The 20,884-nt window shown below is 71.0% G+C and carries 21 protein-coding genes; 11 read left to right on the forward strand and 10 right to left on the reverse strand.

The window, feature by feature from the left end; genetic code table 11:
• Positions 1-4: 4 nt before the first annotated feature.
• Positions 5-487 (reverse strand): CarD family transcriptional regulator, encoded by a 483-nt coding sequence (locus tag AB0I04_RS25645; protein WP_252778128.1) that lies wholly within the window; start codon positions 485-487, stop codon positions 5-7.
• 286 nt (positions 488-773) lie between these two features.
• On the opposite strand from AB0I04_RS25645, the gene AB0I04_RS25650 reads away from it, so the two are divergent.
• Together AB0I04_RS25650 and AB0I04_RS25655 are read left to right on the forward strand one after the other, a co-directional pair.
• Positions 774-1,493 (forward strand): hypothetical protein, encoded by a 720-nt coding sequence (locus AB0I04_RS25650; protein ID WP_360889174.1) that lies wholly within the window; start codon positions 774-776, stop codon positions 1,491-1,493.
• Between the two features lie 181 nt (positions 1,494-1,674).
• The gene (locus AB0I04_RS25655) at positions 1,675-2,571 is read left to right on the forward strand and encodes a hypothetical protein (protein ID WP_360889176.1); all 897 of its coding nucleotides are present in this window, start codon (positions 1,675-1,677) and stop codon (positions 2,569-2,571) included.
• 167 nt (positions 2,572-2,738) lie between these two features.
• Here the strand turns inward: AB0I04_RS25655 and AB0I04_RS25660 are convergent, their stop codons facing one another.
• Complete coding sequence (locus AB0I04_RS25660) at positions 2,739-3,425, reverse strand: response regulator transcription factor (RefSeq protein ID WP_252778131.1); 687 nt, start codon at positions 3,423-3,425, stop codon at positions 2,739-2,741.
• A complete protein-coding gene (locus AB0I04_RS25665; protein ID WP_360889179.1) occupies positions 3,425-4,603 on the reverse strand; it encodes an ATP-binding protein in 1,179 nt (392 codons plus the stop codon). The genes AB0I04_RS25660 and AB0I04_RS25665 overlap by 1 nt, the downstream gene beginning before the upstream one ends.
• Positions 4,604-4,756: 153 nt before the next feature.
• Here AB0I04_RS25665 and phoU point away from each other — a divergent pair, with 153 nt between their 5' ends.
• The gene (gene phoU, locus AB0I04_RS25670; RefSeq protein ID WP_360889182.1) at positions 4,757-5,413 is read left to right on the forward strand and encodes a phosphate signaling complex protein PhoU; all 657 of its coding nucleotides are present in this window, start codon (positions 4,757-4,759) and stop codon (positions 5,411-5,413) included.
• A gap of 70 nt (positions 5,414-5,483) precedes the next feature.
• Here the strand turns inward: phoU and AB0I04_RS25675 are convergent, their stop codons facing one another.
• From AB0I04_RS25675 to mshA, 4 genes are all read right to left on the reverse strand, one after another.
• Positions 5,484-6,230, reverse strand: coding sequence for a phosphoglyceromutase (locus AB0I04_RS25675; RefSeq protein WP_360889185.1), 747 nt, complete (start codon positions 6,228-6,230; stop codon positions 5,484-5,486).
• A gap of 16 nt (positions 6,231-6,246) precedes the next feature.
• Positions 6,247-7,062 carry an SAM-dependent methyltransferase gene (locus tag AB0I04_RS25680; protein WP_360889188.1) on the reverse strand — a complete coding sequence of 272 codons (816 nt, stop codon included), beginning with the start codon at positions 7,060-7,062 and terminating at the stop codon, positions 6,247-6,249.
• A 110-nt stretch (positions 7,063-7,172) separates the two neighbouring features.
• On the reverse strand, positions 7,173-7,700 hold the full coding sequence (locus tag AB0I04_RS25685; protein WP_360889191.1) for a YbjN domain-containing protein: 528 nt from the start codon (positions 7,698-7,700) through the stop codon (positions 7,173-7,175).
• 11 nt (positions 7,701-7,711) lie between these two features.
• Positions 7,712-8,968 (reverse strand): D-inositol-3-phosphate glycosyltransferase, encoded by a 1,257-nt coding sequence (gene mshA / locus AB0I04_RS25690; protein WP_360889194.1) that lies wholly within the window; start codon positions 8,966-8,968, stop codon positions 7,712-7,714.
• 92 nt (positions 8,969-9,060) lie between these two features.
• Here mshA and AB0I04_RS25695 point away from each other — a divergent pair, with 92 nt between their 5' ends.
• From AB0I04_RS25695 to AB0I04_RS25705, 3 genes are all read left to right on the forward strand, one after another.
• Positions 9,061-9,825, forward strand: coding sequence for an SDR family NAD(P)-dependent oxidoreductase (locus AB0I04_RS25695; RefSeq protein ID WP_360889196.1), 765 nt, complete (start codon positions 9,061-9,063; stop codon positions 9,823-9,825).
• A gap of 43 nt (positions 9,826-9,868) precedes the next feature.
• The gene (locus AB0I04_RS25700) at positions 9,869-10,690 is read left to right on the forward strand and encodes a class I SAM-dependent methyltransferase (protein ID WP_360889199.1); all 822 of its coding nucleotides are present in this window, start codon (positions 9,869-9,871) and stop codon (positions 10,688-10,690) included.
• A gap of 109 nt (positions 10,691-10,799) precedes the next feature.
• Positions 10,800-11,507 carry a hypothetical protein gene (locus AB0I04_RS25705; RefSeq protein WP_360889202.1) on the forward strand — a complete coding sequence of 236 codons (708 nt, stop codon included), beginning with the start codon at positions 10,800-10,802 and terminating at the stop codon, positions 11,505-11,507.
• A 210-nt stretch (positions 11,508-11,717) separates the two neighbouring features.
• Here AB0I04_RS25705 and alaS read toward each other — a convergent pair whose 3' ends face one another.
• Positions 11,718-14,258, reverse strand: coding sequence for an alanine--tRNA ligase (gene alaS, locus AB0I04_RS25710; protein WP_360889204.1), 2,541 nt, complete (start codon positions 14,256-14,258; stop codon positions 11,718-11,720).
• A gap of 244 nt (positions 14,259-14,502) precedes the next feature.
• Between alaS and AB0I04_RS25715 the strand changes: the two genes are divergently transcribed.
• The 5 genes from AB0I04_RS25715 to AB0I04_RS25735 all read left to right on the forward strand — a co-directional run bounded on the left by AB0I04_RS25715 (position 14,503) and on the right by AB0I04_RS25735 (position 19,491).
• The gene (locus AB0I04_RS25715) at positions 14,503-14,862 is read left to right on the forward strand and encodes a BlaI/MecI/CopY family transcriptional regulator (protein ID WP_360889207.1); all 360 of its coding nucleotides are present in this window, start codon (positions 14,503-14,505) and stop codon (positions 14,860-14,862) included.
• A gap of 5 nt (positions 14,863-14,867) precedes the next feature.
• The gene (locus AB0I04_RS25720) at positions 14,868-15,785 is read left to right on the forward strand and encodes a M48 family metalloprotease (protein ID WP_360889210.1); all 918 of its coding nucleotides are present in this window, start codon (positions 14,868-14,870) and stop codon (positions 15,783-15,785) included.
• Positions 15,786-16,069: 284 nt separating this feature from the next.
• The gene (locus tag AB0I04_RS25725) at positions 16,070-16,261 is read left to right on the forward strand and encodes a DUF6229 family protein (RefSeq protein WP_360889213.1); all 192 of its coding nucleotides are present in this window, start codon (positions 16,070-16,072) and stop codon (positions 16,259-16,261) included.
• A gap of 101 nt (positions 16,262-16,362) precedes the next feature.
• On the forward strand, positions 16,363-16,554 hold the full coding sequence (locus AB0I04_RS25730) for a DUF6229 family protein (protein ID WP_360889215.1): 192 nt from the start codon (positions 16,363-16,365) through the stop codon (positions 16,552-16,554).
• 33 nt (positions 16,555-16,587) lie between these two features.
• Complete coding sequence (locus AB0I04_RS25735; RefSeq protein ID WP_360889218.1) at positions 16,588-19,491, forward strand: type 2 lanthipeptide synthetase LanM family protein; 2,904 nt, start codon at positions 16,588-16,590, stop codon at positions 19,489-19,491.
• A 13-nt stretch (positions 19,492-19,504) separates the two neighbouring features.
• Here the strand turns inward: AB0I04_RS25735 and AB0I04_RS25740 are convergent, their stop codons facing one another.
• A complete protein-coding gene (locus tag AB0I04_RS25740; RefSeq protein ID WP_360889221.1) occupies positions 19,505-19,957 on the reverse strand; it encodes a MerR family transcriptional regulator in 453 nt (150 codons plus the stop codon).
• A 22-nt stretch (positions 19,958-19,979) separates the two neighbouring features.
• The gene (locus tag AB0I04_RS25745) at positions 19,980-20,819 is read right to left on the reverse strand and encodes a sulfotransferase domain-containing protein (RefSeq protein WP_360889224.1); all 840 of its coding nucleotides are present in this window, start codon (positions 20,817-20,819) and stop codon (positions 19,980-19,982) included.
• Positions 20,820-20,884: the final 65 nt, after the last annotated feature.

Here is a 20,884-nt window from a genome sequence, read left to right on the forward strand (position 1 = left end):
GGCGTTAGTTGGCCAAGACCTCGTCGAGGAGGGCCTCGGCCTTGTCCTCGTTGGTCTTCTCGGCCAGCGCCAGCTCGCTGACCAGTATCTGCCGCGCCTTGGCCAGCATGCGCTTCTCACCGGCCGAGAGGCCGCGCTCCTTGTCACGCCGCCACAGGTCCCGGACAACCTCAGCGACCTTGTTGACGTCGCCGGACGCGAGCTTCTCGAGGTTCGCCTTGTAACGCCTCGACCAGTTCGTGGGCTCTTCGGTGTAGGGTGCGCGAAGCACCTCGAACACCTTCTCCAGCCCCTCCTGGCCCACGACGTCGCGGACACCGACCAGCTCGGCGTTCTCCGCGGGAACGCGAACGGTGAGATCGCCCTTATCGACCTTCAGGACCAGGTAGGTCTTGTCCTGACCTTTGATGGCACGAGTCTCGATGGCTTCGATCCGAGCAGCCCCATGGTGGGGGTAGACGACAGTGTCGCCGACCTTGAAAGTCATGTGACAAGTACCCCTTCCGCTATGGATAAGGGTAGCACGCTGCAGGGACCTGCTGAACCGACCATCCGGACATATACGCAGGTCAGCGGGGTAATTAGGGTATTGACAAAGCTGGAATTCGGTGTAACACCCGGCTATGAGGATTGGATTGGGCCACACCGCTCACACAGCGCCGGAAGCGGCTCATACTGGAGATGGACGAGCCGACACGGGCCGACGGTCCCCTGTGCACGGGGAGCGCCGCCTCGGGGTGGGGCCGGCAGCGGTCCGAGAAGGTAGGTGTGGCGTGGGGCTTGACGGCGACCCTGACGACTATGGGCTTCCCAAGGTCGACATCGTCGTCCCGGACGATGCGCGGGAGCTCGACCGCGATGTGATCGCGTACCACCGCGAGCTGCGGCAACACCGCCGCCGCGAGCGGTGGCGCAGGCTCGCCCGCCCGTTCACCCGCTACGGGATCGCCGCCCCGTTCATTGCCAGCGCCGTCCTCGTCGCGCTCATCAGCGGAGTGCTGATGACGGTCGTCTCACCCCGGCCCACCGACCACGCCATCCAGGTCCCCCCGACCGGCGTGGTGCGGCACCGCCCAGGAGACGCCGGCGGCGCGCTGCCCCAGGGGAACCTGATCGTGAATGGCCGGCAGATGCCGGTCGACACACTGATCAACGTGGCCGGCCTCGTCCTGATCGTTCCGCGCGACTGCCACTGCGACGCCACCGTCACGCGACTCGCCCAGCAGGCCGTGGCCCAGGGGTTCCAGACCTGGATGATCGCGGACGGCCGCGCCGGCCGGGACGCGGACGACGTACGGCGGCTCGCCGACACGGTGGCCCGCGGCGACGCCATTCCCGCGGAGGATCCCGATCGCCTGCTGTCGACGGCCTATCGGGCGGCGGGGCTGACGGCGGTGCTCATCCGCCCCGATAGGATCGTCCGCGATGTCATCCGCGGCGTCCAGCCGACCCGGGACCTCACCCCGGACCTGAGGACGTTGCGCACCCCATAGCCGTCGTACGGCGGGCTCCCCCGCACGGCCGATGGCGCTCCGCGCGCGGACTCCCCGATCTTCGGGCGCCTGCGAAACCGGCCCCCCGTCGGGCCCGCGAGGGTACCCTCGCTACGCTTCACATTCGGGCGTTCCGCGCGCCTCGGAAGACTCAAGTCCTGTCCAAGGAGAGAACGACGCCGTGAGCCGCAACCGCCGCCGGGCCGTCGCCATGGCCATCGCCGGCGCCCTCGCCGTCGCGCCGATGGTGTCCGCCTGCGCCGCCGGCCAGCATCCGCAGTCGGTGCTGCCGACCCGCCTGACCGAGGGCGTCAACGCCTCCGTGGGCCGGGTCGACGTCCGCAACGCCTTCGTGCTCGGCCCCGAGCCGGGCCAGCGACTGCCGGTGGGCGCTTCCGCGCCGTTCTACGCCTGGATCGTCGTCAAAGGCACCTCGGCGGACAAGCTCGTCGGTGTCGAGGCGGCGGGCACGGCCCAGTCGGTCGAGGTCGCGAACGGCGGGCTGGACCTGCCGCCGAATCAGCTGATCTCCACGAACCCCCAGGCCACCGGCGAGCAGCCGCCCGGCGTGTCGACTCCGGGCGCCTCGCCGAGCGGCACTCCGAGCGGTGTTCCGAGCGGCACGCCGACCAAGGGCGCCAAGAAGGCCCCGGTCAAGCCGGGCACGACGCCGACCGGCGCCCCGACCGCGGGCTCCCCTGCCCCCGGCGGCACGCCGAAGACTCCCAGCACGGGCGGCACCGCCGCGGAGGCCACGCCGAGCGTGGTCCTCAAGGGGCTCGCCAAGGAGCTCACGGGCGGCGAGTCGATCCGGCTGACCCTGCACTTCCAGCAGGCCGGCGCCCTCACGATCGACGTCCCCGTCGTCCCGCGGGCCGGTTACTACGCGACCTACCCGCCGGCGCCGAGCACTCCGAGCGCCCCGGCCGGCACGCCGAGCCCCGGCGCGAGCACCGGCCCGGGCGCGAGCGCGAGCCCGACCGCGGGCGGGGCCGCCCCGGCGGGCTCCGCCACCCCGGCCGCCAAGTCGGGTAAGCACGCGAAGGCCAAGAAGCCCGCCGCGAGCCCGTCCGCCTGAGACGCGAAGCATCAAGCCCGCCGACTCCGTACCGGAGCGGCGGGCTTTCGCGTTGCCAGCCGACTCTGAGGCGAGGGCTCCCGAGAACGGGCGGCCCTGACGGCCGGCGGTCCCGAGAACGGGCGTCTCCAGCGGCTTCGCCGCGGAGACGCCCGGCCCGTGCCTGTTTACTCGTCGGGCTCGAACTTGTAGCCGAGCCCGCGCACCGTGATGATGAACCGCGGCGTCGACGGGGCGGGTTCGATCTTCGCCCTGAGCCGCTTGATGTGGACGTCGAGCGTCTTGGTGTCACCGACGTAGTCGGCGCCCCACACGCGGTCGATCAGCTGCATGCGGGTCAGCACACGTCCGGCGTTGCGCAACAGCACCTCGAGGAGCTCGAACTCCTTGAGCGGCAGCGGCACCTCGTTGCCGGAGACGGTGACGACGTGCCGCTCGACGTCCATGCGGACCGGTCCGGCCTCCAGCGTCGCGGGGGCCAGTTCCTCGCCGTCGCCTCTGCGGCGCAGCACCGCGCGGATGCGGGCGACCAGTTCACGGGAGGAGAAGGGCTTGGTCACGTAGTCGTCCGCGCCGAGCTCCAGCCCGACGACCTTGTCGACCTCGCTGTCCTTGGCCGTGAGCATGATCACGGGGACGTTCGACTTGGTGCGCAGTTCCCTGCACACCTCGGTGCCGGGGAGCCCGGGCAGCATCAGGTCGAGCAGCACAAGGTCGGCGCCGGAGCGGTCGAAGGACTCCAGGGCGTCCGGCCCGGTCGCCGCGACGGCGACTTCGAAACCCTCCTTGCGCAGCATGTACGACAGCGCGTCGCTGAACGACTCCTCGTCTTCCACGACGAGCACTCGGGTCACTAGGGGGCCTCCCGTACGGTGTCTTGCTCAGTGATTTCCTTCGCGGGTGCGGAGGCGGAGGGCAGCGGAAGGCGGATGGTGAAGGTCGAGCCGGATCCCTCCTTGCTCCAGACGTTCACATCCCCCCGATGCCGGGTCGTGACGTGCTTGACGATGGCGAGCCCGAGGCCCGTGCCACCGGTCTGCCGGGATCGCGCGGGGTCGACGCGGTAGAAGCGCTCGAAGATGCGCTCGAGGTCGGCCTCGGGGATGCCGATGCCCTGGTCGGTGACGCTGATCTCGACGTGGTTCTCGTCGGCCAGCCGGGTGCACACGACGACTCTCGTGCGTTCGGGGCTGTAGGCGATGGCGTTGTCGATCAGGTTGCGGACCGCGGTGGTGAGGAGCTCCTCGTCGCCGTACGCCTCCAGGTCGTCGCGGCCGCCGATGGCGAGGGTGATCTCCTTGGGCTCCGCCTTGAGCCGGCAGCGGTCGACGGCCTCGTGGATGACGTCGTCGAGGTTGACCGTCCGGGGCCGCTCGACGGTCTCGCCGCCCTGCAGGCGGGTGAGCGTGATGAGGTCCTGGATGACGTTGGTGAGGCGCGCGGACTCGTGCTGCATGCGCTTCGCGAAGCGACGTATGGCCTCGGGGTCCTCGGCGGCGTCCTCGACCGCCTCCGACAGCAGGGACAGGGCGCCGACGGGCGTCTTCAGCTCGTGGCTCACGTTGGCCACGAAGTCGCGCCGGACCGCCTCGACGCGGCGGAACTCGGTCAGGTCCTCGGCGAGGACGAGCACGAGGCCGTGTGATCCCATCGGCGCGACGCGGACCGAGAACCAGCGGCCCTCCCGGCGCCCGTGGACGACCTCGATCTCCTCTTCGCGGATCTCACCGTCGCGGCGGACGAGCCGCGCCATGGCGATGAGCTCGTCGACGAGCAGTCGATCGCCGCTGACGAGACCGAACGCCCGCGCCGCCGAACTGGCGCGCAGGACGCGGTCGTCCCCGTCGATGACCACGGCCGAGGACGGGAGCACGCTCAGCACGGACGCCACACCGCTCGGCAGGCTCGACAGCGGGGTGGGGGCATCCACCGCCCGCTGGGCACGCTCGCTGGCACGGACGGCCAGCCCTGCCACCAGGCCGGTTACGAGCCCGACGGCACCCGCCAGGCCGGCGACAACCTCCACATTCACATCTTGGATCGTAGGCGGCGCTCTGGCTAGGTCGCCCCGCGGAGCTGCGACGCCGCAAGGACGTTCGTCAAAAGTTAACCTGTGACTACACAACCGTTCACAGCATCCGACGATGCTGCCAACTGGATAACCACGTCTGAATAAAGGATCTTTATGCGAGACGCCTACCACGAGGAGCTCGACGGGCTCTCCGACAAGCTCGTGGAGATGACGCGGCTGGTGCGATCGGCGATGACGCGGGCCAGCACGGCCTTGCTCGACTCCGATCTGCGGCTCGCCGAAGAGGTCATCAGCACCGACGAGCAGGTCAACAAGCTCGAGACCGAGATCGAGGAGACGGTCTTCGACCTGATGGCGCGGCAGCAGCCGGTCGCTCGCGACCTGCGCATGCTGATCGCCGCGCTGCGGATGGCCGGTGACATCGAGCGCATGGGTGACCTCGCCGTCCACCTCGCCAAGACCGCCCGCCGACGTCACCCCGAGTCGGCCATCCCGCCGGAGCTGCAGGCCACCGTCCTGGAGATGGGCCAGATCGCCGAGCGCATGATCGCCAAGGCCGGCAGCGTCATCGCCTCGCACGACGTCGAGATGGGCCTCGAGCTCGACGCCGACGACGACCAGATGGACCGGCTCCACCGGAAGCTGTTCGACTCGATGCTGTCGCCGAAGTGGAAGCACGGGGTCGAGCCGGCGGTGGACATCTCCCTGGCCGGTCGCTACTTCGAGCGGTTCGCCGACCACGCCGTCCACGTGGCGGAGAACGTTGTCTACCTGGTCACCGGCGAGCAGGCGGCGGACCTCGTCGACTAGTTCCCGGGTCACGAACGACGGATCCCGGCAGCGAGTCCGCTGCCGGGATCTGTGCTTTTCGGGGAAAGATCTACTTCTTGCCCTGGTTCGCGACGGCCGCGATGGACTCCTTGGCGGCCTCCGGGTCGAGGTACTCCCCGCCCTTCTTGAGCGGCTCGAAGTCGCCGTCCAGCTCGTACAGCAGCGGGATGCCGGTGGGGATGTTGAGCCCGGCGATGTCCTCGTCGGAGATGTCGTCGAGGTGCTTGACCAGGGCGCGCAGCGAGTTGCCGTGCGCGGCGATCAGCACCGTGCGGCCCGCCGCGAGGTCCGGGACGATCGCGTCGTACCAGTACGGCAGCAGGCGGTCGACCACGTCGGCCAGGCACTCGGTCCGCGGGATCAGCTCCGAGGGCAGGAGGCCGTACCGCGGGTCGTTGATCTGGGACAGAGGGTCGTCGTCGGCGATCGGCGGCGGCGGCGTGTCGTACGACCGGCGCCAGGTCATGAACTGCTCGTCGCCGTACTCCTCGCGCGTCTGCGCCTTGTTCTTGCCCTGGAGGGCCCCGTAGTGGCGCTCGTTGAGCCGCCAGGAGCGTCGTACGGGGATCCACAGCTGCTCGGCGGCGTCGAGCGCGATGTTGGACGTACGGATCGCCCGCTTGAGCACCGAGGTGTGAACCACGTCGAGCCGGATGTCGGCGTCGAGTAGCAGCTCACCGCCGGTGACCGCCTCTTCTTCCCCCTTCTCGGACAGATCGACGTCCACCCAGCCCGTGAACAGGCCTTCGGCGTTCCACACGCTCTCGCCGTGCCTGAGAAGTACCAATGTCGCCATGGCCAAAGAGCCTAGCTCAGGGCTTGCGGGCGACTCCCGCCAGGAAGTACCCCTGTGGGTACCTCTCGGCGATCCGCTTGGCCTCCACCGTCTCGGGACGCCACGCCGAGACGTTGGCGAGCCCGGGGTCGACCAACTCCAGGTCGCCGAAGAATCCGCGGATCCGCTCGGTGCTGCGCGTGATGATCGGGGTGGAGGAGCGCCGGTAGATCTCCATGACGGGCGCGACGGCATCGGGGAGCGCGTCCCCGCAGACGTGGCTCAGCACGAGGTACCCGCCCGGCGGCAGGGCGTCCCGGAACCTCGCGACGATCTCTTCGGGGCCGTCGGAGTCCTGGAGGAAGTGCACGATCGCCACGAGCAGGATCGCGAACGGCCGGTCGAAGTCCAGGCGCTCGCGCACCTCGGGATTCTCCAGAACCTCCTCGGGGCGGCGCAGGTCGGCCTGGACGATGTCGACGTTCTTGGATCCGGCGAGGATCGCGCGGCCGTGCGCGAGGACGACCGGGTCGTTGTCGGCGTAGACGACCTGGGCCTCGGGGGCGGTGCGGTGCGCGACCTCGTGGACGTTGTTCTGGGTCGGCAGCCCGGTGCCGACGTCGAGGAACTGCCGGATGCCCGCCTCGGCGAGGTAGCGCACGGCCCGGCCGAGGAAGGCGCGGTTCTGCTGCGCTGCGATCCGGATCTCGGGTGCGATCTGCAGGACCATCTCGGCGGCGGCGCGGTCGGGCGCCAGGTTGTCCTTCCCGCCGAGGTAGTAGTCGTACATCCGGGCGGCGTTGGGGGTGCTCAGATCGACACTCTTTGGGGCCCAGTCGTCCCGATCCGTCACTCCACGCCCCCTCTGTCCGGTACGCCCGCAACGCCAGGTAGTTTAGCTACTTAAAGCCACCAATGGTGCGCAATATGCACATCAAACTAGAATCTGTTCTCGTTGGAGTCTCACCCCAGGGCGGGGCCGGAGGAGACGGGGTCCGCGCCGTCGCCGGCCGCGTCGGGCAGGATCCGGGCGAACGGGCGGAGGTTGGCCACGCTCTCCCCGCGCTTCACGCGCCAGTCCCACTCGCGCCGGATGGACTCGGCGAACCCGAGCTCCAACGCGCGGTCGAAATTGTCGTCAGAGTAGGTCAGCACGCAGCCGAGAATCCGGTCGACCTCCTCGGGCGTCACCGCCGACAGCGGAAGCCGTCCCACGAGGTAGACGTCGCCGACCGGGTCGAGCGTGAACCCCACGCCGTACATGCCGCCGTTCTTGCGCAGCAGCCAGCGGTAGAACTCCTCGTGGTTCTCGTCGGGCTGCCGGCAGAAGAACGCCTCGACGTGCAGGCTGTGGTCGCCGGCGATGAGCCAGGTCATCGTGGCCAGCTTGTGCTTGCCGGGGAGTTTCACGAGGTACGCCCTGGGGCGCGGCCGCTCGTACTCCAGCCCCTGCTCGTCCAGGATCGCCTTGAGCGCCTCGTCGGCGTTCATCGTGCCCTCCCTTACGCGGAGACGGCCATGGTCCGTGCCTCGACGGCCTCGGCGTACACCTCCAGGAGCCGGTCGGCCGTGGCGTCCCAGCCGAAGCCCCTGGCGTGGCGGACGGCCGCGTCCGACATCGCGCGCAGCCGGCCGGGCGTGCCGATCAGGCCGTGCAGCACGCGAGCGTAGTCGGCCGGGTCGTGGCCGTCGATCAGGAGCCCGGACCCGCCGTCCCGTACGGCGATGCGCAGCCCGCCGACCGACGCGGCGACCACCGGGGTGCCGCACGCCTGCGACTCGACGGCGACCAGGCCGAACGACTCGCTGTGGGAGGGGACGACGGTGACGTCCGCGGCCCGGTACCAGTCGGCCAGCTCGTCCTGGGGGCAGGGCGGTTCGAAGCGGACCACGTCGGCGACGCCGAGCCGGGCCGCGAGGCTCCGCAGTTCCTCCGGGCGGGAGCGCGCCGACCCGCTGGGCCCGCCGACGACGGCGACGAGCAGCCGGTCGCGGAGGCCCGGGTCGTCCTCGAGCATGCGGGCGGTGGCGTGGATGAGGACGTCGGGCGCCTTCAGCGGCTGGATGCGACCGACGAACAGGAGGATGACGGCGTTCTCCGGGAGTCCCAGGCGGTGCCGTGCCCCGTCCTGCGGGGTGAACCGGGACAGGTCGGCTCCGGGGGCGACGGTGGCGACCTGGCCGGGGTCGGCGTCGTACAGCGAGGCGAGTTCCCGGGCCTCTTCGGCGGTGTTGGCCACGAGCCGGTCGGCGGAGTCGACGACCTGCTGCTCGCCGAGTACGCGGCCGAGGGGTTCGGGCGTGTCACCGGTGGCCAGCGAGGTGTTCTTGACCTTCGCGAGGGTGTGCATGGAGTGGACGAGCGGGACGCCCCAGCGCTGTCGCGCGGCCCACCCCGCCTGGCCGGACAGCCAGTAGTGGGAGTGGATGATGTCGTAGTGGCCGGGGTCGTGCGCCGCCTCGATGCGGAGCAGTTCGGAGGTGAACGCGCACATGTGGCCGGGCAGCTCGGACTTGTCGAGGTCCTCGAACGGCCCGGCGGCGACGTGCCGGACCGAGACTCCGGGCACCAGTTCGACGACCGGCGGGAGCGCCCGTGAGGTGTGCCGGGTGAAGACGTCGACCTCGACACCGCGTTCCGCCATGCGCTTGGCGACTTCGACGATGTAGACGTTCATCCCGCCGGCGTCCCCGGTCCCCGGCTGTTCCAACGGCGATGTGTGAACACTGATCGTCGCGACCCGGGCCAGACCCGACACGGACACCACCTCCGTTACAACAACTTATCGGCCACATCACCGCATTCCCCCGGCCCGGGGGTGTAAGCAGTGCGCCTGAGAGGATGTCGATCGTGCGGAGAACAGCAGTAGTCACCGGAGCAAGCAGCGGAATCGGAGCGGCCACCGCCCGCCGGCTCGCGGCCGAGGGGTTCGACGTCGTCCTCGCCGCGCGCCGCGTCGACCGCCTGGAGAAGCTCAAGGCGGAGATCGAGAGCGCCGACCCCGCGGGGCGGCGGAACGCCGTCGCGGTGGTGGCCCTGGACGTGACGTCCCAGGAGTCGGTCGACGCCTTCGCGGCGGCCCTGCGGCAGTGCCACGTCCTCGTCAACAACGCCGGTGGGGCGGCCGGCCTGGACCCGGTCGCCGAGACGGACCCGGCCGACTGGCAGTGGATGTTCGAGACGAACGTCCTCGGGCTGATGCGGGTCACCAAGGCGCTGCTGCCCAAGCTCATCGACAGCGGCGACGGCCACATCGTGAACATCACCTCGCTGGCCGGGCACGTCGTCTACGAGGGCGGGGCCGGGTACACCGCCGCCAAGCACGGGGCCGCCGCCGTCAACGACACGCTCCGCCTGGAGTTGTACGACAAGCCGGTGCGTGTCACCGAGGTGGCCCCGGGGATGGTCCGGACGGACGAGTTCTCCCTCGTCCGGTTCAAGGGCGACGCGGAGAAGGCCGACAAGACGTACGAGGGCGTGGCCGAGCCGCTGACCGCGGAGGACGTCGCCGACTGCATCGGCTGGGCCGTCACCCGCCCGTCGCACGTCAACATCGACCGGATCGACGTCAAGCCGCGCGCCCAGGCGGCCGCCCACAAGGTGCACAGAGTCTGAACCTCTGGTCGCGGCGGTCCGCCGGGGACCGCACACTTGGTGCGTGCCCCGTCCCCCACGGCCCGAAGGCGTCATCACCCGCGGCACGACCGCGCCCAACCGGCTCCGCCGCGCCGACCGCTGGATCGCCTCGGTCCACGGCCCGCTGCTGCGGCGGGCCGACCGGCCCCTCGTCGTGGACCTCGGGTTCGGGGCGTCGCCGGTCACGACGGCCGAGCTGTTCGGGCGGCTGCGGGCGGTGCATCCCCGGGTCGAGGTCGTCGGCGTCGAGATCGACCCGGACCGGGTCACCGCGGCGAAACCGCGCGAACGCGAGGGGCTGTCGTTCCGTCTCGGCGGTTTCGAGCTGCCCGTGGACCGGCCGCCGACACTGATCCGGGTGTTCAACGTGCTGCGCCAGTACGGGGAGGACGAGGCCTGGGCGGCGTGGGACCGGCTGTGCGCCGGGCTGTCCCCCGACGGCGTTCTCGTCGAGGGCACGTGCGGGGAGATCGGCCGCCGGGCCGCCTGGGTGACTCTCGAGGGCGGTGGGAGTCGATCGGGTGTGTCCGTGCCGCGGACGATCACGTTCGCGGCCCATCTCCCGACGCTGTCGCATCCGTCCCAGCTCGCCGAGCGGCTCCCCAAGACGCTGATCCACCGGAACGTCCCCGGCGAGCGGGTCCACGAGCTGCTGACCGCGTTCGACCGCGCGTGGGCGGCCGCCGCGCCGCAGTCGGTGTTCGGGCCGCGGCAGCGCTGGGTGACGGCGGTGGAGCTCCTCGCCCGCGACCATCCGGTGGTCACGACGCCGCCGTCCGGGGGCCGGGCCCGGTGGAGGCTCGGCGAGGTCACCCTCCCCTGGACGGCCGTCGCCCCGCGATAGATCTTCTTGATGCCGTCTTTGCGGTAATAACCACCTTTCGCCATAGAAACGGCATTTCGGGCGGACGACCGTTGGAGTACTGGTCACTTCCACCGAGGAGATGATTCTGATGAGCGAAGGCCATGAGATGCGATGGGGCGGTCTGGCCGGCATCGGTGCGGTCATCTTCGCGGTGGTCGGCCGGATCGTGATGGGCGGCATGCCACAGCTCACGAACGCCGCCGGGGTGGTCGCCATGTACCTGGCCGGTCACCGGGCCCAGATCATGTGGGGCACCATCCTGTACGCCATCGCCATCTCCCTGTTCCTGTGGTTCGGCGCGGCCCTGTCCACGGCGTTCCGGCGCGCGGACGACAAGAGCGACGCCCCCACCGTCGTCCTCGCGGGGTTCATCCTCGTCTCCGCGATCGCCTTCATGGCCATCTCGGTGTTCGCCGGGATGACCTATGCCATGACCGAGTACCGGGCGCTGCTGCTGTTCTCACCCGCGCCGTACGCCACCATGACCATCGTGGGGACGGTGGCCGGGATCGCCGTCGCCCTGACGCTGGCCGCCACCGCCGTGGCCATCGCCCGCACGCATGTCTTTCCCATATGGATGGCGTGGTTCGCCGGAATCGTCGCGGTGCTCCAGCTGCTCGCCGCCTTCACGCTGGGAATCACCGGAGGCGTTCTGGTGCCCGGCGGATGGCTGGAGACGTACGTCCCAGGCGTCCTCGCGGCGCTCTGGGTGCTGGCCGCCAGCGGCCTGCTGGTCCGCGAACACCTGCCGACCGTACGGCTGCGCGCCCCGCGCATTATGGGAGGCCACGCCTGACGTGCCACAACGCGACGGGGCCGCTCCCTCGAGGACCGGGGGCGCCCCCGTCGCGGCCGGCCACGGTCTCCGCCGGCGCACGGCTGACGACGCCGCCCGGCGGGATTGCCGGTCTCGGCCGCCACCGAGCAGGTCACGAGCCGAGCTCGCCGACGAGATACCGCTCTCAGCCACCACCGAGCAGGTCACGAGCCGAGCTCGCCGGCAGTCTCAGCCGCCGCCGAGCAGGTCACGCGCTGAGCTCGCCGCCAGGCGCAGGGCCTCGTCCAGTCGCCCGGCGCGCCGGCCGCCCGCGTTCGCGACGGTTCCCTTGCCGCCCGCGCCGCCGCCGATCGCGGTCGCCGCGGACGCCAGGACCGTACGCGCCGGCGCGCCGAGGTCCGGGCTGACCGCCGCGACCATCACCGCCCGGCCGCCGATCTCGGCGCCGAGCACCACCACGCCGCCGCGGCGTTCGAGGACGTCCGCCGCGAGCGGCCGCAGCTCGTCCGCGTCCACGCCGGGGACCCGCTGGACGACCAGCCAGCCTTGGCCGACGCGCTTGGCGAGCCCCGTGAGGCGTACCGCCTCGGCCGTCAGTTCCTCCCGCCGATGCCGCTCCAGCACGCGGCGCGCCTCCGCGAGCTCGGCGAGCCGCTGCCGCAGCCGTCCGGGCGCCTCGTCCGGGCGCACCCGCAGGAGATCGGCGAGCTCGGTGAGCAGCGTCCGCTCGTGATCCTGGTGCCGCAGCGCGTCCACGCCGGTCAGCGCCTCGATCCGGCGCACGCCGGAGCCGATCGAGGACTCGCCGAGCAGGTTCACCGGTCCCGCCTGCGATCCGTGGCCGACGTGGGTGCCGCCGCACAGCTCGCGGGAGAAGTCGCCGATGTCGACGATCCGCACGTGCTCCCCGTACGTCTCGCCGAACAGCGCCATCGCTCCGGCCGCCTCCGCCCGCGCCCGGTCCGCGTGCCACACCCGGACCTCCGGGTCGTCGAGCAGATGCTCGTTGACCAGGGTCTGCACCTCCCGCAGCCGCTCGGGCGCGAGCGGCTCGAAGTGCGTGAAGTCGAACCGCAGCCGTCCCGCGTCGACGAGCGACCCCCGCTGCGCCGCGTGCTCGCCGAGCACCCGGCGCAGCATCGCGTGCAGCACGTGCGTCGCCGTGTGGGACCGCGCGACCGCCGCCCGCCGCTCGGCGTCCACGATCGCCTCGACCTCTCCCGGCACGACCTCGCCCGACTCGACCCGCGCGACGTGGACGTGGCCCGGCCGGGTGTCCGTCACGGCGAGGACCGCACCGGACGCCGTACGGATGCGGCCCCGGTCGCCGACCTGGCCGCCCGCCTCCGCGTAGAACGGGCTCCGGTCGAGGATCACCTCGACCTCCTCGCCCTCGACCGCCGCCGGAACCTCCGCTCCGTCGCGGAGGATCGTGCGCAGCCGCGCCTCCGAACGCGTCGCGTCGTACCCGACGAACTCGGTCCTGGTCTCCGCCCGCTGCCCGCGGGCCGGCTCCGTACGGCCGGACCGGCTGCGCCGGCGGCGTTCCTCCAGCAGCACGCCGAACGCGTCCTCGTCGACGGTGAGTCCCGCCGCCCGCGCCGCGTCCACCGTCAGGTCGAACGGGAAGCCGTACGTGTCGTGCAGGTCGAACGCCAGCCGCGGCGACAGCCGGCGCTCCCGGATCGCGGTGTCGAGGATCCGCGACCCCTGTCGCAGCGTGCGCGCGAAGCCGTCCTCCTCGGCGCTCACCACCTTCTCGATCAGCGGGCGCGCCGTCTCGAGCTCCAGCCAGGTCGTACCGTGCAGGTCCACGACCGCGCCGGTCACGGTCGGCAGCACCGCGTCCCCGACGCCCAGCAGCCGCGCGTGCCGGATCGCCCGGCGCAGCAGCCGCCGCAGAACGTACCCGCGCCCGTCACCCGAGGGCAGGACCCCGTCCGCGATGAGGAACGCCGCCGCCCGCGCGTGGTCCGCGACGATCTTCAGTGAGGTGTCGTCGCCGCCACCCGCCAGGTCCCGCACCGTCTCCAGCACCGGGAGCATCAGGTCGGTGTGGAAGATGTCGGGCGCGTCCTGCAGCACGAGCGCGAGCCGATCCACGCCGAGACCCGTGTCGATGCTCTTGGCCGGAAGCTCCCCCACGATGCGGAAGTCGTCGTCGCGAACGTCCTGCATGAAGACGAGATTCCACAGCTCGAGGTAGCGTTCGCCGCTCGACGCGGGGCCGCCGTCGGGACCGTACGCCGGGCCGCGGTCATAGTGGATCTCCGAGCTCGGCCCGCACGGGCCCGCCATGCCCATCGACCAGTAGTTGTCCTCTTTACCGAGCCGCTGAACGCGCTCGCCGGGCACCCCGAGCCTCCGCCACAGGCGCTCGGCCTCGTCGTCGTCCTCGTAGACGGTGATCCACAGCCGGTCGCGCGGGAGACCGAACCCCTCGGTGATCAGCTCCCACGCCCACGCGATCGTCTCCTCCTTGAAGTAGTCGCCGAAGGAGAAGTTGCCGAGCATCTCGAAGAACGTGACGTGCCGGGCGGTACGGCCGACGTTGTCCAGGTCGCCGGTGCGCACGCACTTCTGCAGCGTGGTCGCCCGGCGGAAGTCCGGAACGCTCCGGCCGAGGTAGTACGGCTTGAACTGGTTCATCCCCGCATTGGTCAGCAGCAACTCGGGGTCGGGCGAGACCAGTGAGCTCGCAGGCACGCGGCGATGCCCGCGCGCGGTGAAGAAATCGAGGAAGACGGAACGGATCTCGGTGGATCGCATGGAAGAGCCTCACGAGGTCGGCGGGACGATGGCACGCACACGCCGAGCCGGGCCGGGCCGGGACTACCCGTCCCCCGGCTCGGCGCAGCTAGCTCGCCGCCCCACCTCGTGCAGATCCATGCCCCGGACCGTACCGACGCGGCGCGCGACCGCACAATCGGTTTTCCCGGGCACGCCCGCGAGCGGGAGACCTACATACAGTAGTACTACGGCAGGTAGTACTACGAACGATAGGATGCATCGCGTGAAGGGTCTCGGAGAGCTCGAACGTACGGTCATGGAGGTCCTGTGGGACCGGGAGAACGGCGCGACCGCCCGTGAGGTCGGCCGGGCGCTGGCTGACGAACGCGACCTCGCGCACACCACGGTCATGACGGTCCTTGACCGGCTGGCCAAAAAAGGTTTTCTGGTTCGTGAGAGGGAAGGACGCGCCTGGCGCTACCGTCCGGTGGCAACGAAAGAGGCGTACGTCGCCGAGCTCATGCTGGGCGCGCTCAACATGACCGGCGACCGCGATGCCGCGCTGGCGCACTTCGCGCGCTCGGTCTCCGGTGATGAGGTCGAGCTGCTGCGCCGCGTGCTCGACGAGGTGGAAGGGACATAACCGGGATGACCGGCACGGCCCTACTCGCCCTGGTGGCGGCCGCGAGCGCGTTCGGCGCGCACCGGCTGACGCGCGCCCGCTGGACGTGGCGGACGCCGCGCACCGCGATCGTTCTCTGGCAGGCCCTCGGCCTGGCCTGGGGCCTGGCCTCCATCGGTACCCTGCTCGGCCTCGGCGTCGCGCCGTACGGCGAGGGCGTCGTCGGCGGCGTCGCCCGCTTCTTCGCCGACCCGCAGGCCCTGTCGCCGATCCGCATCGCCTCGGTCGCCGCCGGCCTGACCTTCATGCTCGTTCTCATCGCCATGCTGCTCGTCGCGGTCGCCGGAGTCGTCCGCGCGCGGCGGCGGCACCGGGCCCTGCTGGCGCTCGTGGCGCACGGCGACCCGGAGATGCCCGGCACGCTCGTGCTCGACCATCCGGCGGCGGCGGCCTACTGCGTCCCCGGCGTACGCTCGTCCAAGGTCGTCATCAGCGCCGGCACACTGGAGATCCTCGGCCCGTACGAGCTGGCCGCCGTGCTCGACCATGAGCGCGCGCACGTCCGCGAACGCCACGACCTCGTCCTGCTGCCCTTCACGTCGCTGCGCCGGATCTTCCCGCAGGCGCGCATCGTCGGCCGCACCCTCGACGCGGTGGAGCTGCTGGTCGAGATGGCCGCCGACGACCGCGCCCGCCGCCACCGCCCGGCCAAGGAGCTCGCGACGGCCCTGCTGCGGTTCGCCGCCGCCCGCCCGGCCCCGACCCCGGCCGGCACCCTCGGCGTCACCGGCATCGACACGGCCGACGAGACCAGCCCGATCCTCGTACGGGTCCGGCGGCTGCTGGCCCCGGCACCGTTCCCGCGCCCGCTGCGCGGCGCCATGCTGGCCGGCGCGACCCTCGTCGCCGTCCTCCCCCTGATCCTCTACGCCATCCCGGCCTGACGCCCGGCGGATCCGTTCCGGTATCGGATCCGCGGCCGGGCGACGCAACGTAACGATCCATTTCCAGCATTTGTGACGCGCTAAACGCGCGGCGAACCCCATTAAGCGGCCCGCTCTTACGATGATTCGTTACCGCACCGTATAGCCGTTCCGACATGGAAACGTAACTGTGGGGGACGACTGCGGGACCAAACGGTCAGTTCGTGTTCTATTCCGCCGATGCCACGATGAGCCGCATTGGTGATCAGTCTTTGATCACCCAATGGACGCGCCGGAGGTAAGGCATGACCGTCAAGGAAGCCGAGATCGCCGAACGGACCGCCGAGCAGTGGCGGACCACCGCCGGAAACGACAACCCCGCCGGGCCCCTCTACACGGCCGGCACCTTCGCGGAAGCGGACATCGTCGAAGCGGAGACGAGCTACACCGGCCACTGCAGCGCGTGCAGCGCCTCGCACACCATCTGGTGCTGCTGAACCGCTTAATTCCGGACTACCGATAATCGCGCACTAGTGACGCGCGAATATCGAACCAAAGCGATTGATCGATATATCTACTGGACGCGTGGGAGAAACGCATGACCGTCAAGGAAATCCAAATCGCCGAACGGACCGCCGAGCAGTGGCGGACCACCGCCGGAGACGACAACCCCGCCGGACCGCTCTACGCGGCCGGTGCCTTCGCGGAAGCGGACATCGTCGAGGCGGAGACGAGCTACACGGGCATCTGCAGCGCGTGCAGCGCCTCGCACACCCACCCCTGCTGCTGAGCCCCCTTCTGGACGCGGATGGTGAGCACTGACGTGAGCCCTGCTGCCGGTGACTTCGCACGATCGCTGAGCCGCCTGGTCGAACCGGCCCTGGACGGACTGTGGGAACAACTCGGATCCGTCCCCGGCCTGGCCGAGTCCGAGCGGACCGCGATCCGGGACGGCACCGCGGCGGCGCTGTACGAGACGGCTCATCGTAAGGTCGCCCGCGTCCTGATTCTGGAGCTGAATGCCGCACGGATCACCGGCCGCCTCACGGCCGGTGATCCCCCGGCGCGCTGGGCCGAATTCGCGGAGATGTCGTCGTCTCCGCGGTACTGGGAGTCCCTGTCCGGACACTACCCGCCGCTGCCCGACCGGCTGCGTACGGTGCTGTCGAGGCGGTGCGCCGCGGCGTTGGCGCTGGCCCGTCGGCTGGCCGCCGACCGGGACGCGACGGCGCGGCTGCTCGGCACGGAACCCGGGCCGCTGTCCCGGGTCGCCTTCGGCGCCGGGGACAGCCACCGGGGCGGTCACACGGTCGCCCTCCTGGAGTTCGACGCCGGCACGGTCGTGTACAAACCGCGGCCGGTGAGCGTGGACGCGGTGCTCGGCGAAATGCTGGCCGAGGTGTTCCGCGACGTCCCGGCGCAATTGCGGATCCGGGTCCCCCGGGTCGTGCCCTGCGACGGGTACGGCTGGGCCGAGTTCGTGACCCACCGATACTGCGCGGATGTCGCGGAGCTGTCCGCGTTCTACCGCGGCATCGGCCACTGGCTGGGCATGATGCGGCTGCTCGGCGGCAGCGACCTGCATGCCGAGAACGTCATCGCCTGCGGGCCGGTGCCGGTCGTGGTGGACTGCGAAACCCTGTTCACGCCGGTGCACCCGATCCCTCCGTCCGGGCTCGGGCTCGCGCCCGACCGGGCGCGCGCGCTGGTCGGCACGACCGTGCTGCGGACCGGGATGCTGCCCAACCGGGGGACGGCCCTGGGCTGGCGGGGCGTGGACGCCTCCGCGGTGGGGGCGCTGCCCGGCGAGCAGCCGCTCACCGAGTTGCCGGTCATCGTGGACGCGGGCAGCGACCAGGCGCGGATCGGCACCCGACCGGTCGAGCCGACGATCGGTGCGAGCCATCCCAGCCCGGAGCCGGTGCTGGCCGACCACTGGCAACGCGTCCTCGACGGCTTCGCCGAGACGACGGAGACGTTGCGGTCGATCGACCGGGCGGGCGCCTTGGAACCACTGCTCGCCCGTTTCGCCGACTGCCCGATCCGCGTGGTGCTGCGCTCCACCGAGGCGTATACCGAACTGGCGCGGATGCTGTGGCATCCGGTGTCGCTGCACGACCCCGATGCCGCTGCGAACCGCGCCGCCGAACTGCTCACCGCGATGGCCAGGCACGTTCCCGGTGCGCCGGGCGATCCGGAGGTCATCGCCGCGGAGGTGGCCGACCTGCTCGACGGGGACGTGCCGTTCTTCGCCACCACGCCCCGCCGCGGACGGCTGGACGGCCCGTGCGGCACGTCGTACCTGCCCGAACAGGACCTCGTGGCGGCCTCGCTGCAGCGGTGGCGCACCGCCGACCTCCGGCTGGAGAGCGACGTCATCCGGGCGACACTGGTCAGCGCGTACCTCAATGACGGCTGGCTGCCGGGCGATCCGGGGATGCGGGTGGAACGGCCGCGCCGCGACGACCTGGACCGCAGGCGACGCCGGATCGTGGCGGCGCTGATCCGCGAGCTTCGCGACGCCGCGCTCCGCGCCGAGGACGGCACGGTCACGTGGATCGCGCCGGTGCTCGGCCCCGCGGGCTGGGCCGTGCAACCGCTGGGCCCGGACGTCTACGGCGGCCTGACCGGAGTGGCCGTCCTGCTCGCCGCGTACCACCGAGAGCACACCGCCGGCCGGGCCGATGACGTCGACGGCGTGGCCGGGCTGCTCGATGCCGTGCTGCGCACCGTACGCGCGGCAGAGGACAAGGACGCCGCTCTCCGCCTGGAGGAGACCCGGTTGCGCCCGCCGCCGCCCGGCGGATACATCGGACTCGGCTCGCAGATCTGGGCGTGGCTGACACTGCACGCCTGGGGCAAGGCCGGCCCGGACGGCCTGGACCGCGCCCGCGCGCTCGCCGCGCTGCTGCCCAAGGCGGTCACGGCCGAGGACAGATTCGACGTGCTGACCGGAATGGCCGGGGCGATCGTCCCGCTGCTGCAACTAGCCGCCGTGACCGGTGAAGACGACTGGACGCGCCACGCCGTCATCATCGGCGACCGGATCATCGCCGGCGCCCGGCGGAACGCGGGAACCATGTGCTGGCCCTCCCGCCGCTGGCCGGACGGCCTGGGCGGGTTCGCCCACGGCGCGACCGGCATCGGGTGGGCGCTGGCCCGTCTCGCCCTGGCGACCGGCGAAACGCGATTCGCCGACGCGGCGCGGGAGGCGTTCTCCTTCGAGGAGACGCTCTACGACCCGGCCGTCGACGGCTGGCTCGACCTGCGCGAACCCGAGGAGAAGGTGGCCTCGGCCGCCTGGTGCCACGGCGCCGTCGGCATCGGGATCAGCGCCGCCGACCTGGCACGGCGCGGCTGGGACGGGGCGGACGCCCTCACGGGGCGGGCGGTCGGGCCGGCGGCGCGGCGCGGGTTCGACTGGAACCACACCCTGTGCCACGGTGATCTGGGGTGCTGGGAGCTGTTCGACCACGCCCTGGCACTCGGCCGCGTCCCGGTCGGGCTGGACCGCTCCGGGCTCGGCGCGCGGATCATCACCAGCCTGGAGGACAACGGCCCGGCCAGCGGACTGGCCCGCGACGCGTACTCCCCGGGCATGCTCGCCGGCCGAGGCGGCATGGCCTACCAGTTGCTGCGACTGCACCCGGACAGCGTCCTGCCCTCGATCCTGACCCTGGACTCGGCCGAGCACGACGGCCAGGATTTCAGGGGCGAGTCGCGTTAGTACTGCGGAGTGCTCAGCGGGTGGGCGCCCAGAGTCGGTCGGCGTCGCCGGCGGCGAGCCGACCCCGGTAGGTGTCGATCTTGTGGTCGATGAGCCTGAGGTTCTCCTGAATCTCAGCGAGCTTGGCGGTCACGTCGGCGCGGTGGGCCTCCAGCAGAGCAAGCCGTTCCTGCTCGTTGCCGGACCCGTCGGATACGAGCTGGGCGTAGCGGCGGATCGTCTTGATGGGCATGCCGGTGGCCCGCAGCTTCGTGCAGATGGCGATCCACCCGAGGTCGAGCTGGTGGTAGCGCCGCCGGCCGCCGTGGGTGCGTTCAATGGGGGTGACGACCAGGCCGGCGCGTTCGTAGTAGCGGAGCGTGTGCACGCTGACCCCGGTGCGGCGAGCGGCCTCGGCGATGCTCAGCCCCTCCCGGGGGATGGGGCGATCGGATCCGGATTCTGACTGCGGCTTGACTTCGAGCACGCTCTAAATCGTAGCCCTGTGATCAACCGGCCTTGGAGAAGTCGTCCGGCTCACAGCCGCCGGGCGCGTGGAGCCAGGCGAGAAGATCTGGCGGCGCCATCGACGTCACGCGGGCGTGATAGCCGGCGATCTCCTCGTCGGTGAGGACCTCCTCGGCGGCGCCGGGCCGTCCCCGGCGGAAGAACGATGTGGTGCTCTTGATGATCCCGTCGCCGGGGACGAAGCGATCAGCCTCGCCTCGCATCCGCTCGAAGGTCGCCGCCTGTACGAGCCGGGGCCAGGAGGGTTCGGGCACCGCTATCCCCAGGTGTCCCGCGAGCCTGCGCATCTGTCCTTCCAGGTCGCGCGACAGGTCGTCATAGTGGATCAGCAGCACGTTGGATTCACCGCGCCTGGCCCAGGCGTCGCCCAGGTGGAACAGGACGCCGGGCAGTGAATCCAGGTTCCGCCGGGGATCCGTGTCGTGGCCGATCCAGGAGACAAGCCAGTCCCGCAGCGTCTTGCGCAGTGCCGTCGGATTGGTGGGCAGCTGATTGCCGGTCAGTTCCGACATCCGGGCGATGTCGATGTTCGTCGTGTGGTGGTAGAGCGACACCGCCAGATCGAGCGGATGCCTGGCCGTCACGATGTACGTGACGCGGGGATCGATCGGGATCCCGTCCAGCGGCGTGTGCGTCTTGATGAACCGGCGGTGCCGCTGCGCGGCGAGCAGCGCGTACACCTCGTCACGCGGCATGGTCAGGTGATCGAGCCACGGCGACAGTCGCCCCAGCGGGGCGGGCAGGTCGGGAGTCTGGAAGATCAGCAGCCCACAGATCATCTGCGTCCAGGTAGTACCGCTCCTGGTCCGGGTGCTGATCACAACATCCCCGTCCCGAAACGGGAAACCGTCCCAGCGACCGCTGTCGTCATCAAGCGAGTGGTAAC

Origin of the sequence: Actinoallomurus sp. NPDC050550 (assembly GCF_040655075.1) — a bacterium.
Taxonomy (GTDB): Bacteria; Actinomycetota; Actinomycetes; order Streptosporangiales; family Streptosporangiaceae; genus Actinoallomurus.